The following is a 13,260-nucleotide window of genomic DNA, read 5'->3' on the forward strand; positions in this document are numbered from 1 at the left end:
CGAACTCGTCGTACACCCGGGCCGACCGGCGCAGCGTGCCCTCGACGGTGAACCCGACACGGGAGGCTGTCGGGAGCACGACGGCGTCGTCGGCGAGCGTCTCGATCCGTAGCCGCTGCGGGCCGTCGGCCCGGGACCGCATCAGCACGTTCGCACGGCCGCCGAATGGTTACCGGAAGTCATTGCGCAGTTACTCCTTTCGCCTGCTTGTCGAGGGGTGTTCACGGCGGAGGATGGATGGCCCTCTACAGGAACGGCTCGATGGACATCCGCGCGGTCACCGGCTACATCGCTCATGCACTACTGGGCCTCTACTGGTTGTGGGTGGTCTCCAGCACCGCACCCCAGCTGCGCCGCACCATGCGGTGCCGCGGACTGCGCATCCGGATCTTCCTGATCAAGACCGCCGCGGTCGTGTCGACCTCGCTGGTCGTCGGCGTCATCCATTTCTGGGCGACGGCCTGGTGGCAGGTCATCGTGGCGGTCGCGGTGGCGATCGTGCTGGCCGTGCTGCTGCGGAGGGCCTACCGGCGGCTCGTGGCCGCACCGCGGCACCGGGCCACGCTCGTGCAGCGCACGCGCAAGGCGTGGAAGCACGACGATCACGAGGTGCCGCGCCGCTCCCACTCGGTCACCGCGGTGCGTAACAGCCCCTCGTAGCGGTCGAGCACCTCGTCGGTGCCGGGGAGGTGGTGGGCGATCGAGACGGCCGCCACCACGCGGTCGCCCGCGCCGACGGGCACGGCGACGGTGCGCACGTCGGGCATCACGGGTCCGCTCGGCCCCCGCTCCAGGCCGTCGTCGCGGATCCGGGCCGCCGTGCGCAGGGCGTGGACGGCGCCCTCTTCGTCCGCTCCGAACGTGGCGGCCACCCACTCCCGGCGCTCCGGTGCGGTCATGTGGGCCACGAGGACCCGGCCGGCGGCCGTGTGCATGAGCGGGGAGCGCAGCCGCCGGGCCAGCGCGTAGTCGAAGGGCTCGTCGGTGCCCGCCCAGTCGACGTAGACGGCGTCGTGGCCCACCCGGATCGCGAGCAGGACGGGTGCGTCCGCGGCGGCGTGCAGGCGTTCCAGATCGCGGCCGGTCCGAGGCGGCAGCGCAGGTCCACCTCGGCGAGGTAGCCGGTGGCCACCAGGCCGTTCACCAGCTTCTGGATCGAGGAGACGGGCGCGTCGAGGCGGACGGAGAGCGCGCTGAGCGTCAGGCCGTCGGGGGCGCCGGGCATTCGCGTGATCGACCTGGCCACCGTGGTGATGGGCCCGTACGCGACCCAGGTCCTCGGCGACCTCGGTGCCGACGTGGTCACGGTGGAGCCGCCGGACGGTGACCGCACCCGGCGCATCTTCCCGCAGCGGCACGAGACGATGAGCGCGCTGACGATGGCGGTCAACCGCAACAAGCGCAGCGTGGCCCTGGACCTCAGGTCCGACGACGGCCGGCGCGACTTCCTCGCGCTCGTGCGCACCGCCGACGTGGTGGTCACCAACATGCGTCCCGGCGCGCTGCGGCGCCTCGGCCTCGACCACGAGACACTGGCGGGGGAGAACCCGCGGCTCGTCCACCGCACCGCGCAGGGGTTCCGCAGCGACTCGGCGCTGGCCGACCGCGCCGCCTACGACGAGATCATCCAGGCGTCGTCGGGGCTGACCGACCTCATGCGCCGCCCGACGGGCCGCCCGGACTACGTGCCGACGATCCTCGCCGACAAGGTCTGCGCGCTGACCATCGCCTACTCCTTTCACCGCCGCCGGCCGTCCCGACCTGGCCGACGATGCGCGCTTCGCCACCTCGGCGTCCCGCGCCGCGCACCACGGAGACCTCTACGAGCTGATCGAACAGGTGGCCGGCACGCGCACCACCGCCGAGTGGGAAGCGCTGTGCGCGGAGCACTCGATCCCGATGGGCCCGGTGCTCGACCTCGCCGACGCACCCGACGACCCGTACGTCGTCGAGGGTGGGGTGCTGGAGACCGTCGAGCACCCCACCGAGGGTCGCTACCGCTCGATCGGTATCCCGGTGCGGTTCTCGGGTACCCCGGGTTCGGTCCGCCGGCACGCCCCGAACATCGGTGAGCACACCGACGAGGTGCCGGCCGAGCTGAGGGAGAAGATCTGATGCACGAGGCCGTCACCACCAGCGACTACTACGACTTCGAGCACCTGCTCCCCCCGGAGGAACGCACGTTCCTCGACGGCGTCCGGAAGTTCCTCGACGCCGAGGTCCGGCCGCTCGTCAACGACGCGTGGGAGGCCGCGGAGTTCCCCTTCCAGCTGGTGCCGAAGTTCGCTGAGGCGGGCCTGGTCGGGCTGGCCTACGGCGAGAAGCAGGCGTCCAAGCTGCTCACCGGGTTCGTCGGGATGGAGCTCTCGCGCGTCGACCCGTCGATGTCCACGTTCCTGGGCGTGCACAACGGGCTCGCGATGGGCAGCGTCGCCGAGCTGGGCTCCGAGGAGCAGCAGGAGCGCTGGCTGCCGGCCATGACCGCGGTGGACAAGATCGGCGCGTTCGGGCTCACCGAGCCGCACGGCGGCTCCGACGTGGCCCGCGGTCTGGAGACCACCGCCCGCCGGGACGGCGACGACTGGGTCCTCGACGGCGCCAAGCGCTGGATCGGCAACGGCACGTTCGCCGACCTCGTGGTGATCTTCGCCAAGGACGTCGAGGACGAGCAGGTCAAGGCGTTCGTCGTGGAGAAGGACACGCCGGGTTTCACCGCCACGAAGATCCAGGGCAAGTTCGCGCTGCGCACCGTGCAGAACGCCGACATCGTGCTCGAGGGCTGCCGGGTGCCCGAGGCGACCGGCTGCAGCGCTGCGCGTCGTTCCGCGACGTCAACCGCGTGCTCAAGGCCACCCGCGGCGGCGTCGCGTGGAACGCGGTGGGTGCCCAGCGCGGCGCGTACGAGGCGGCACTGGCCTACGCGGGCGAGCGCGAGCAGTTCGGGCGGCCGATCGCCGGGTTCCAGCTGATCCAGGACCTGCTGGCGCGCATGCTCGGCAACGTCACCGCGTCGATGGCGATGGCGGTGCGCGTGGCGCAGCTGCAGGACGCGGGCGAGTGCCGCGACGACCAGGCCGCGCTGGCCAAGTCGTTCTGCACGAGCCGGGCGCGGGAGACCGTCGCGTGGGCGCGGGAGCTGATGGGCGGCAACGGGATCCTGCTGGAGAACGACGCCGTCCGGTTCTTCGCCGACGTCGAGGCGCTCTACTCCTACGAGGGCACCCCCGAGATCAACACCCTGGTGGTGGGCCGGGCGATCACCGGGGTCGGGGCGTTCGTCTAGCCATCGTCGACGCCGCGCTCAGCAGGGACGCCACGACGGCCATGGCGAGACCGATCGCGGCGTCGACGGCCAGCGCCGGCAGGTCCGGCGGAACCGTTTCGATCGCCTTCACCGCGGTGCCCACGGGCGGTAGCCACGGCGTCACGCCGGTGACCACCACGACCGTGACGGCCGCCAGCAGCGACCAGCCCACCCGCTCGATCACCGGCCGGGCGCACAGCAGCCCTACGGCCGTGCCCGCCGTCGCCGTGGCGAGGTGGGCGAGCCCGCCGCCGAGCAGCGCGATGGCCGGGTACGGGTAGACGTGGGTGACGATGGGGATGACCGGCCGGATGGCGGACGCCGCGGCGAGCACGACGTCGGCCAGCAGGCACGCGGCGAGCACCCCGCGGGCCACGACGGCCGGCCCGCCCGCCGCCGCGACGGTGACGAGCCGGGCCACCGGGTCCTCGCTGTTGGCCGTCGTGATCGCCAGCCACGCGCTCACCGGATAGAGGATCAGCGCCGACGCGGGCCAGCCGGCGGGGGCGGGCCCGGGGTCGCCCCCGAACAGCACGCCGAGTGTCGCGACGTAGACGAACACCGGGACGATGAACCGCTGCGAGCGCAGCAGGTCGGCGAGGACGTAGCGCGCGACGATCACGGCTGCACCGCCAGCACGCCACAGCCCCGCGCGAGCGCCCACGACAGCAGCGCGTCGCGGTCGGCCACGGGCACACGGACGACCACGCGGTCGCCGTCCACCGCGGTGTCGGCCGGGAGGTGGGGGAGCAGCGGGTCCGCACCGAGCAGGGTGATCGTGACCATCGGGCGGGGCGGTGACGCGGGGGCCAGCCGGCCCCCGACCAGCGCGAGCACCCGCGCACCCGGGAGCGCCGCCGCGGTGCCGGTGTGGTCGGCGACCAGCACGGCGGCGTCGGCGGCGCCGCTGATCCGGCTGCTCAGCGCGGCGGCCGCGGCCGCGTCGAGGCCCGACCACGGTTCGTCGAGCACGAGCAGCGCGGCCCGGCTGCACAGCGCCTGGACCAGCGCCACCTTCTGCGCGTTGCCCTTCGACAGCCGCACCATCGGCACGTCGAGCCCTCCGGTGAAGCCCAGCTCGTCGAGCAGTGCCGGTGCCTCGGACGGGTCGGACCCGTGCATCGCGGCCAGGTGGCGCAGGTAGCTGCGGGCGGGCATCCGCAGCTGCGACGGGAACCGGTCGGGCACGTAGCCCACGTGGCGGGGGCGGCCGGTGACCACTCCGGCGCTGGGCGCCTGGCACCCGGCCACCACACGCAGCAGGCTGGACTTGCCGGACCCGTTGCCGCCGAGCACCACGACCGGACGGCCGGGTGTGACCTGCAGGTCCAGCTCGTGGAGCACGGGGGCGGCGCGGCCGTAGCGCACCTCGACGCGGCTCAGCTCGACGGTGGGCGGGGGCTCGACGTCCACGTCAGTTCCGTCGGAGTGCGAGACACCAGCTGGTGACCGCCCAGCTCGGCAGGCCGAGTACGAATCCCCACAGCTGGCGTCGCCGTTCGGGCCCGTCCTGGGCGGCGTCCAGCACGGCCCGCACCTCGGCCCGCCAGTGCGCCCGTTCCGGGACGGGGAGCAGGCCCGAGGCGACGTCCGCCCAGCTCCGGGCCAGACCGCAGCCGGCCGCCACGACGACGGCGAGAACCGTGAGCGCGGCCGTGGCCAGCGCCAGCGCGTCACCGGGCACGCAGGACGCCGCGACCACGAGCGCGGCGACGCCGCCCACCCGCTGCGCCCACGACAGCGTCCTGAGCCGGGCCCCTGTGGCCGGCGCCGCCGCAGCGGTCATGACGGAGCCGCGTCGGTGTCGGGCCGCAGGCCGAGCAGGCGCGAGAGATCCGCCCGGCGCGCGGCCGTGGCCTCCAGTGCGTGCACGGCCCGGCTCCGGCCCTCGACGGTGAGCTGGTGGTAGCGCCGGGCCGGGCGCCCTCCGGCTTCGGCGTCGGACTGGTCCTCCCAGCGGCTCACGACCCACCCGGCCGCGGCCAGCCGCTGCAGGATCGGGTAGATGGTGCCTGCGGCGAGCCCGCTGAGCCGGCTCAGCTCGAAGCCCCACAGCTCGCCGCCGTGCTCCAGCAGGGCGGCCAGCACCGCCTCGGTCTGCACGGTCATCCGCGGTGGGCGCGTCATAGAAAGAATTCTACATAGGTCGTCTCGGCTGCCGCCACGGGTTGGCGCGCAGGCCCTGAGAGCGCCGATGGCGTCGTGTGGGCCGCGACGCTGCCCGACGACGGGCCCACCGGTGGCTTCTTCCGCGACGCGCGACCCCTGCCGTGGTGAGGTGGGCCGCCGCTGGTCATGATGAAGCGTGTCGAAGCCCCCGATCCTGGACATCCCGATCACCGAGGACCCCATCCGGTTGGGGCAGTTCCTCAAGCTGGCCGGACTCGCCGAGCACGGTGCCCACGCCAAGGCGCTGCTCGAGGCCGGTGAGGTCGAGTTGAACGGGCGGGTGGAGACCCGCCGCGGTGCTCAGCTGCGGTCGGGCGACGTCGTCGCGGTGGGTGGGCGGCGCGCCCGACCGGTGAAGTCATGACCGTCGAGATCCTGCGGTAGGCGTAGTAGCGCCGTCGGATCCCGAGGCCGGCTCCCCTCGCCCGGGGCGGCAACGGCCCGACGACCGACGTTCCCCATCGCACCGGCTCCGGGCCGGGGCACCGGGGAATCGGGGAATCGGGTGGATCATGAGAAAGGGCTTCGGCAGGCCGAAGGCCGTCGCCGACACGATCGCGGTTGTGCCGGGAGGGCCGGGCGACCCCGGACGCAAGGCCGACGTCCGCAAGTACTTCCGGCTCGCCCTGCACCCGAACAACGAGATCCACCTGCTGGAGACGGGCATCGGGTTCGTCATCGACGTCCTGCGTCGGCTCCAGCGGGAGCGGAAGGCTATCGGTCCACGGCCTTGACAACCTGCTCCTCGATCACTCCGGCCATGGTGGTCGTGTAGGAGCGGGTGAGGTGGTTGTCGTCCAGGTACACCAGTACGTTGCCCATCGTGGGCGGGCAGACCGTCGCGGTGCAGATGGCGTCGGCGGTGTCGAGGAACGTGACGCCCGGCGGCACCCCCGGGACCTTCTCGTACGGCGGCACCGCGCTGTAGATGTCGGCGCGGGGGAAGGAGCACCGGGGCGAGTCGATGCCGTTCTGCTGCACGCAGTCGGGCATGGAGAACGTGAAACGCGGGTTGTCGCGAACCGCCAGCACCGGGATGCCCAGGTCGGTGACCCGCTTCCACTGGGCGGGGAAACCCGGAGGGGTGTGCTCGGTGAGCCCGGGCATGACGTCGAGCGAGGCGAGGGTGACCACGGCGTCGGGCTTGAGGTCGGCGATCTCCTGCACGGCGGCGTTGTTCCACTCGACGCATCCGGGCTGGTTCGGGTCGGTCTCCGAGGCCGTGGAGAACGGGCAGGCGCCGCGCAGCAGCGAGATCAGCTGCCAGTGGTACTTCTCGGCGATCGGGCGCAGGGCCGCACCGAACTGCTGGATGTGGGAGTCGCCGACGATCACCACCCTCCTGGCCGGGTTCTGCACCGGCTGCACGCACACGTTCGACGTGGGGAACGTCTGCACGGGCGAGCAGTTCCAGTCGGTCTCGTTGTCCCAGTCGTCGAGCACCGAGACCGCGGTGGGCAGCAGGGGAGCGGCCTTGACCGGGCCGGTGGTCAGGGCCATCGAGCCGGGGTGCTGCGCGTCGCCGACCACGCCGCTGGGCATCGCCCGCACACTGGCCGCGCCCTGCCATGCTGCCGCTGCCAGCAGGACGACCGCCGCGCACACGGCCGCGAGCTTGACCCCGCCGCGCACGCCGAAGCCCCGGGCGATCAGGGGCTTCTCGACGAGGTGGTGGGTGAGGACCGACAGGACCATCGAGACCGCGATGATCGCGAGGCCGCCGAGCAGCCCTACGGTGTAGTGGTCGCGGCCCGACAGGTAGAGCATCAGCACGGGCCAGTGCCACAGGTAGAGCGTGAAGCTCAGGTCGCCGAGGTAGCGGGCCCAGCGGCCGGCGAGGATCCGGTCGGCGGCGAACGCCGAGCGGGTGTGGCCCGCGAGCAGGACCAGAACCGCGCAGCCGGTGGGCCACAGCGCCGCGTAACCGGGGAAGACGTTGACGCCCTCGATCACCAGCCCGCACGCCACGAGCGCGACGACCCCGACCCAGCCCATCGCGATCCGCGCCCACATCGGCAGCATGATGCGGTCGATCCAGAGCGCCAGCAGCGCGCCGAGCGCGAACTCCCACGCCCGGGTGAGCGAGTGGAAGTAGGCCAGCGGCTGGTCGGTGATGGTCAGCGAGACCGAGTAGGCCAGGGAGGCGACGAACACGACCGCGGAGGTGATGGTCAGGCAGGTGTGCAGGGAGGCGGTGACCCGGCGGGCGGCGAGCACGACGAGAGCGATGACGATCGGCCAGAACAGGAACACCTGCCCCTGGATCGACAGCGACCAGAAGTGCTGCACGACGCTGGTGGTGTTGCTGCGCGCCGCGTAGTCGACCGAGTCGGCCGCCAACTGCCAGTTCTCCAGGAACAGCACCGACGCGACGATCTCGCGGACGGTCTGGTGCCAGCGGCCCTCGGGCAGGATCAGGAAGCCCGCGACAGCGGTGGTCACCAGCACCACGGCCATCGACGGGAGCAGGCGCACGAGGGTGCGGCTCCAGCGCTGCGGGAGGCTGAACTTCCCGCGCGCGGCGGCCCGGTAGAGCTGCCCGGTGAGCAGGAACCCCGTGACGATCAGGAAGACGTCGACGCCGCCGGAGACGCGGTCGAACCACACGTGGTAGCAGACGACCAGCGCGGCGGAGAGGGCCCGGAGGCCCTGCAGCTCGGGCCGGTAGGCGTTGGTGGTGGCCGGTACGACACCGGCGGGAGGGGCGGACCGCGTGGTGGTCACGGGCGTCCACGGGGCCCTCGTCCGGCGGAACGGGGAGAGGGCCGGGGCGGGCGCATATCAGTAGCCGACGTATCCGCCGCTGCTGTTGGACCGGCCGCCGGCCTCGACGGTGTCGAGGCCATAGTTGGCAATCATATAGCTGATGCCCGCGGTGAGGTTCGCCACCGGGTCGGTGATGGGTCGGTTGGCCAGCTGCGGTGCCACGTAGTGCTTGAACGTCACCGGGATCGTCTGCATCAGGCCCTGCGACGGCGTGCCGCGGCGGGCGTTGGCGTCCCAGTTGTTGATGGCCCGGGGGTTGCCGCCCGACTCGGCCATCACGATCTTCTTGACGCTCGGGGCGAGCGACTGCGGGAGGTCGAGGATGTTGAGCGCCTCGGCGATCCAGCCGTCGAGCCCGCCCTGGGCGACGATGGCGTCGATGCGGGCCTGCTCGGCCTGCTTCGCCTGCTCGTCCGCGAGCTGCTTCGCGAGCTGGGCGGCGAGGTCGGAACCCTTGCCGAGGGCGGCGAGGTGCTCGTCCGCGGCGGAGAAGCCGGGGGCGGAGTAGGACACCGGGGCCAGCGTGCCGATCGCGTGCGCGTTGCTGGGGATCTTCATCGTGCTGGCGGCGAGCGTGGCGGACATCGAGGTCTCGTCGGCCGCCGCCTGCGTGGTGGTGCCGTCACCGGGGGTGGGAACGAGCGCGGTGAACGTGCCGGTGGCCACGGCGCCGACGGCGGCCGCGGAGGCCACGACGGTGGTGCGCAGGGAGGGGCCGGTCGGTGCCGGGCCCGGGGCTACCAGGTGCCGTGCCGGAACCAGCTCGCTGTTCCAGTGCGCACGCCGACCACGGGGGGAACGGTGTCCAGCCAAGAAACTGCCCTTTCAGCGTGGGGGAGCGATCTCACGCGAGGGCAGACCCGGCTCTGTCAATGTCACAGCGGGGCCGGTCGAGCCGGGTGGGGAGTCCCGGCTCGGTTGCGCTCGTGATCGGATCGTGACGCTGCGGGAGACCTTACGAGACGGCGTTATCGCGAGACAAGGTGAACCGGTGCCTGTCGGCGCACGTCAGCATCCGTTCGTCTCTCGAAGCCCCGTCGGGCGGCGGCTCGGCGGCCCGTCCAACGGTCACGGAGTGCGACCAACGGCGCCCGGTCCGGGAAGCAGCAGGCAGGAATCCCCGAACTCGTGCCACCGGTACCCTCGCTCGACGGCGGCGGCGTACGCCCGTCCGACGAGCCGGGGCCCGGCCACCGCCTCGAGCAGCAGCAGGTGGGACGCCTGGGGTTCGTGCCAGCCCGTGACGAGGCCGTCCACGACGCGGGCGGGGCGGTCCGGGCCGAGCACGAGATCGGTCCACCCGGCGCCCGCACGCACCGAGCCGTCGGGCTCCGCGACGGTCTCGAGCGCCCGCGTCGCCGTCGTCCCGACCGCGACGATCCGGCCGCCCGCGGCCCGGGTGCGGTTCACGGCGTCGGCCGTGGCGGCCGGCACCCGGTAGCGCTCGGGCAGCGGCACCTCGTCCTCCTCCAGGGAGGACACTCCCGTGTGGAGGACGAGCCGCGCGACCCCGACGCCCCGGGTGCGGAGCCCCTCGAGGACGGTGGGGGTGAACGGGCGCCCGGCGCTCGGGGACTCGGCACTGGCGAACTCCCCGGTGGGCTCGGCGAACACCGTGCGGTACTCCGTGAGTGGCGGGTGTTCGCGCAGGTGGGCGTAGCGGACCGGACGGCCGACCGCCGCGAGCCACGCCCGCACGTCACCCTCCACGGCGATGCGGGCCTCCCGGATGCGGCCCGTCGTGACCAGCTCGGCGTCCACCCCGCGCGGGAGGTGGACGACCTCACCGGGTCGCCCGTCCCGTACGCGCCTGCCGTCAGGGGTGCGGAGCTCGACGAGGAAGGTGTCGACTCGTGCACGGAGATCCGCCGACTCGCGCGCCGGGAAACGCCGACCCGCGGGGGTGGGGCCGGAGACGTGCAGCACCACCGGGCGGCCGTCGTCGCGGTGGCCGTCCACCGCCGCCGGCTCCGTGTCGGAGGTGTTGACCACCAGCAGGTCACCGGGAACCAGCGCGGACGGCAGGTCGGTGAAGCGGACGTGCCGCAGGGGGCGGCGGCTGCGGGCCACCAGGAGCCGTACCCCGTCGCGGGTGGGCGGTGGGGCGTCGGCCTCGAGCTCGGGTGGCAGGACGAAGGTCGTCGTGGCTCTCATCCCGCCACCGGCAGGTCCGTGGCGCGGTGGCGGCCGCTCGCCGGTCGGTCGTCGAGCAGGCGCAGGAAGGCGGGGACGACGGTGGATGCCTCCGGCCGGTCGGAGATGTCCTCACCGGGGAAGGCGCGCTGGTGCATCGCGGTGCGCATGTCGCCGGGATCGAACGCGTGCACGCGCAGGAGGGGCTCCTCGACGGCGAGCACGGCCGCCATCCGGTCCAGAGCGGCCTTGGCGAGGCCGTAGCCGCCCCACCCTTCGTACGCCTCGACGGCGGCGTCGGAGCTCAACGTCACCACGGTCGGTGCCGCGGCCTCGCGCAGCAGTGGCAGGGCGAGCTGGGTCAGGGCCAGCGGGGCGAGGACGGTGGTCTCCAGCACCCCGCGCAGCGCGTCGAGGGGGTAGCGCTCGAGCCGCGGCAGCGGTGACGGGCCGAGCTCGCCGGCGTTGTGGACGAGCAGGTCGAGCCGGCCGCGGGTGGCCCACACGAGCTGCTCGCGGAAGGCCGGGTCGGTGACGTCGCCGGGCAGCGCGGTGACGCCGGCGAGCCCGGCCGTGGCGGCGTGCAGGCGGTCGGCGTCGCGGGCGCAGGCGATCACGGTGGTGCCGCGGGCGGCGAGGGCGGCGGTGAGCGCGAAGCCGAACCCCTGGCCGGCGCCGGTGACGATGGCGGTGTCGGTGGTCATGTCGGTACCGTGCAAGTTGAAGTCAGGTTGAGGTCAAGGGGGAATGTGTGGACGCGAAGGACCTGCTGACGATCGGGGAGGTGGCCCATCGCAGCGGTTTCCCGCCGTCGTCGCTTCGGTACTACGAGCGGGAGGGCCTGCTGCGCACGGCGCGGACGTCGGGAGGCCAGCGGCGCTACGAGCGCTCGGTGCTGCGGAGGCTGGCGTTCATCCGCGCCGCCCGCACCATCGGCGTGGGCCTGGACGAGGTTCGTGAGGGCCTGGACCAGCTGCCCGACGGCCGCACCCCGACCAGGGCCGACTGGACGCGGCTGTCCCGGTCGTGGCGGGGCCGGCTCGACGAGCAGATCGAGGCGCTGGTGGCCCTGCGCGACGGCCTGGACTCCTGCATCGGCTGCGGCTGCCTGAGCCTGCAGCGCTGCCGCCTCTACAACCCCGGGGACCGGGCGGCGGAGGGCGGAACGGGCGCGCAGCTCCTCCCGAAGCTGCTGAGGCGCACGCCCGCCCAGGGCATGTAACCGCTCGTCGCGGAGGGGGAGTTGTCCACATCGGGGTGTGGCCATCCACAGATCCCGGATCGGGGTGGTCTCCCCGGGGCCGCCGCGCTTCGCTCGGGGGCATGCCTCGTCGAACCCACTCCCTGCGACCTGGGCAGGTCGCCGCCCTCCGCCGCTCCACGGTCGTCCGCGTCGCCGATCTCGTGGAGCTCGGGCCGCACCGGGCCACGATCGCCCACCGCCGCCGCCCGGGCGGGCCGCGGCCCTCGCTCGTGCCCGGCATCGTGCTGCGGCACAATGGCACCTGGGCCCCGGTGGGTACGACGCGACCCTGGAGCGCCGGGGAACATGACGGCCGCGGGGGCGCTGGTTCTCCCGGTGCAACCCGGCCGGCTGCCGAGGAAGCCGGGGGAGGCCCTGACGGAGCTGGGGAACACGTGGGCGACGGCGGGCAGGCGCCCCCTGGGGCTACGAGCTCAGGAGTCGGGGCCTCGCGGACCAGCGGGCCGGGAGGGTGCGGTCCACCCACGCGTGCAGGTCCTCCACCGGGGGCCGGGTGCTGATCGCGGCCTGCTCGTGCTCGGCCAGGAACGCGGTGATGCGCTCCTCCCAGCCGACGCCGAGACACGGCACGCCCGTGGAGACCGCGAAGATCAGCGCGTGCAGGCGCAGGCCGAACAGCGCGTCGGCCTCACCGACCACGGCCTTGGCCAGCGCCGGGGGGAGCTGGGGGCCGAGCACCGGCACCGTGCGGCCGAGGCGCTCGCCGAGCTCGTTGATCAACACCTCGTCACGGCGGGCGAGGCCGAGGCCGTAGTCGGCGTGGGTGCTGATGGCCAGGCCCGCGACGGCGCCGCCACGTTCGATCCACCGCTTCGCGAGCGTGGCCGCGGCGTCCTGGAGGGCGTCGACGAGGATCGGGTTCGGCAGCGCCTTCGGGGCCACGATCAGCAGCGGCACGGCCGGGTCGACGCCCGCGGAGGCCAGCGCGCGCCGGGCGTCGGCGGGCGGGGCGGGGGCGAGGCCCATGGCCAGGTCACCCACCACGGGAGCAACGATGGCGTCACCGAGGGTAGCGGCCGACGTCTCGTCCCGGACGGAGATGCGGCCCGGCTTGCGCACCGAGCGGCGCAGCAGGTCGAGCACGCGGTCCGGGGTGCCCGGGTAGACGCCGATGGCCAGGTAGGTGATGTCGCGGCCCCGCGCCGTGGCGGCCCAGATGATCGCCGGGAGCGCCTTGACCAGAGGGGAGGCGCCGCTTCCGAAGAGACCGCCACCGACGACCGCGATGCCGTCGCACCAGTGCAGCGCCTTCGCGAACCCGAGGCCGTCCATGGGAACGGCCGGGACGCGGTGCAGGGCCTCGACCATCCGCGGGTTGCGCGAGACGACCTTGACCTCGGCGTCGCCGGGCAGTTCCTGCAGCGTTCGGGCCAGCATGGCCTCGTCGCCGGTGTTGCCGTTGCCGAAATTGCCGATCACCAGCACCCTCGTGGTGCGTCCGCCCTGGCGCGCGGCGTGCCGACGGCCGAGGTCGGCGAGCTGCTGGCGGATCAGGCTGGTGCGGGGGTCCGTCATGGAGTTCCTCGGGTTGGGAGGGGCGCCACTCTCTGTCACCAACGACTCCGGCGTCAAATCGCTCCGCAGTCGTTGTCACTCGTTCGCCGTAGCCTACGGGGTGTCCTCC

At 73.3% G+C, this 13,260-nt stretch carries 14 protein-coding genes and 2 pseudogenes; 6 read left to right on the forward strand and 10 right to left on the reverse strand.

Translation table 11 applies throughout. From position 1 onward, the window contains the following. Nucleotides 1-237: 237 nt before the first annotated feature. On the forward strand, nucleotides 238-660 hold the full coding sequence (locus BGP03_RS18325) for a hypothetical protein (RefSeq protein ID WP_298795568.1): 423 nt from the start codon (nucleotides 238-240) through the stop codon (nucleotides 658-660). Here the strand turns inward: BGP03_RS18325 and BGP03_RS18330 are convergent. After that, complete coding sequence (locus tag BGP03_RS18330) at nucleotides 603-1,022, reverse strand: hypothetical protein (protein ID WP_298795566.1); 420 nt, start codon at nucleotides 1,020-1,022, stop codon at nucleotides 603-605. The two genes, BGP03_RS18325 and BGP03_RS18330, sit on opposite strands and share 58 nt — an antisense overlap. A gap of 231 nt (nucleotides 1,023-1,253) precedes the next feature. On the opposite strand from BGP03_RS18330, the pseudogene BGP03_RS18335 reads away from it, so the two are divergent. Beyond that, nucleotides 1,254-2,115 (forward strand): annotated as a pseudogene (locus tag BGP03_RS18335) (CoA transferase). Beyond that, a pseudogene (locus BGP03_RS18340) lies at nucleotides 2,115-3,283 on the forward strand (acyl-CoA dehydrogenase family protein). Before BGP03_RS18335 ends, BGP03_RS18340 begins: the two co-directional pseudogenes overlap by 1 nt. On the opposite strand, the gene BGP03_RS18345 reads toward BGP03_RS18340, so the two are convergent. The 4 genes from BGP03_RS18345 to BGP03_RS18360 are packed head-to-tail and all read right to left on the reverse strand — an operon-like array spanning nucleotide 3,258 to nucleotide 5,431. Beyond that, nucleotides 3,258-3,926, reverse strand: coding sequence for a hypothetical protein (locus tag BGP03_RS18345; protein ID WP_296371667.1), 669 nt, complete (start codon nucleotides 3,924-3,926; stop codon nucleotides 3,258-3,260). The pseudogene BGP03_RS18340 and the gene BGP03_RS18345 sit on opposite strands and share 26 nt — an antisense overlap. Next, nucleotides 3,923-4,717, reverse strand: coding sequence for an ATP-binding cassette domain-containing protein (locus BGP03_RS18350; protein ID WP_296371669.1), 795 nt, complete (start codon nucleotides 4,715-4,717; stop codon nucleotides 3,923-3,925). The genes BGP03_RS18345 and BGP03_RS18350 overlap by 4 nt, the downstream gene beginning before the upstream one ends. Nucleotide 4,718: 1 nt before the next feature. Continuing rightward, nucleotides 4,719-5,090, reverse strand: a complete 372-nt coding sequence (locus BGP03_RS18355; protein ID WP_296371671.1) for a hypothetical protein — start codon at nucleotides 5,088-5,090, stop codon at nucleotides 4,719-4,721. Then, a complete protein-coding gene (locus BGP03_RS18360) occupies nucleotides 5,087-5,431 on the reverse strand; it encodes a helix-turn-helix transcriptional regulator (RefSeq protein WP_298795563.1) in 345 nt (114 codons plus the stop codon). Before BGP03_RS18360 ends, BGP03_RS18355 begins: the two co-directional genes overlap by 4 nt. A gap of 178 nt (nucleotides 5,432-5,609) precedes the next feature. On the opposite strand from BGP03_RS18360, the gene BGP03_RS18365 reads away from it, so the two are divergent. Together BGP03_RS18365 and BGP03_RS18370 are read left to right on the forward strand one after the other, a co-directional pair. After that, nucleotides 5,610-5,837, forward strand: a complete 228-nt coding sequence (locus BGP03_RS18365; RefSeq protein WP_296371675.1) for an RNA-binding S4 domain-containing protein — start codon at nucleotides 5,610-5,612, stop codon at nucleotides 5,835-5,837. A 148-nt stretch (nucleotides 5,838-5,985) separates the two neighbouring features. Further along, nucleotides 5,986-6,207, forward strand: a complete 222-nt coding sequence (locus BGP03_RS18370; RefSeq protein ID WP_296371677.1) for a hypothetical protein — start codon at nucleotides 5,986-5,988, stop codon at nucleotides 6,205-6,207. On the opposite strand, the gene BGP03_RS18375 is transcribed toward BGP03_RS18370, so the two are convergent. From BGP03_RS18375 to BGP03_RS18390, 4 genes are all read right to left on the reverse strand, one after another. Further along, entirely contained in the window at nucleotides 6,188-8,197 is a 2,010-nt protein-coding gene (locus BGP03_RS18375; RefSeq protein ID WP_296371678.1) for an acyltransferase family protein, read from the reverse strand. The genes BGP03_RS18370 and BGP03_RS18375 overlap by 20 nt on opposite strands. 57 nt (nucleotides 8,198-8,254) lie before the next feature. Further along, nucleotides 8,255-8,932 (reverse strand): transglycosylase SLT domain-containing protein, encoded by a 678-nt coding sequence (locus BGP03_RS18380; protein WP_296371680.1) that lies wholly within the window; start codon nucleotides 8,930-8,932, stop codon nucleotides 8,255-8,257. A gap of 375 nt (nucleotides 8,933-9,307) precedes the next feature. After that, nucleotides 9,308-10,393, reverse strand: a complete 1,086-nt coding sequence (locus BGP03_RS18385) for an S-adenosylmethionine:tRNA ribosyltransferase-isomerase (protein WP_296371682.1) — start codon at nucleotides 10,391-10,393, stop codon at nucleotides 9,308-9,310. Beyond that, a complete protein-coding gene (locus BGP03_RS18390) occupies nucleotides 10,390-11,076 on the reverse strand; it encodes an SDR family NAD(P)-dependent oxidoreductase (protein ID WP_296371685.1) in 687 nt (228 codons plus the stop codon). The genes BGP03_RS18385 and BGP03_RS18390 overlap by 4 nt, the downstream gene beginning before the upstream one ends. 47 nt (nucleotides 11,077-11,123) lie before the next feature. Between BGP03_RS18390 and soxR the strand changes: the two genes are divergently transcribed. After that, entirely contained in the window at nucleotides 11,124-11,594 is a 471-nt protein-coding gene (gene soxR, locus BGP03_RS18395; RefSeq protein WP_296371687.1) for a redox-sensitive transcriptional activator SoxR, read from the forward strand. Between the two features lie 447 nt (nucleotides 11,595-12,041). Here soxR and BGP03_RS18400 read toward each other — a convergent pair whose 3' ends face one another. Then, the gene (locus BGP03_RS18400; protein ID WP_296371689.1) at nucleotides 12,042-13,151 is read right to left on the reverse strand and encodes a polysaccharide pyruvyl transferase family protein; all 1,110 of its coding nucleotides are present in this window, start codon (nucleotides 13,149-13,151) and stop codon (nucleotides 12,042-12,044) included. Nucleotides 13,152-13,260 lie beyond the last annotated feature (109 nt).

Origin of the sequence: Pseudonocardia sp. 73-21 (assembly GCF_001899645.1) — a bacterium.
Classification (GTDB): Bacteria; Actinomycetota; Actinomycetes; order Mycobacteriales; family Pseudonocardiaceae; genus Pseudonocardia.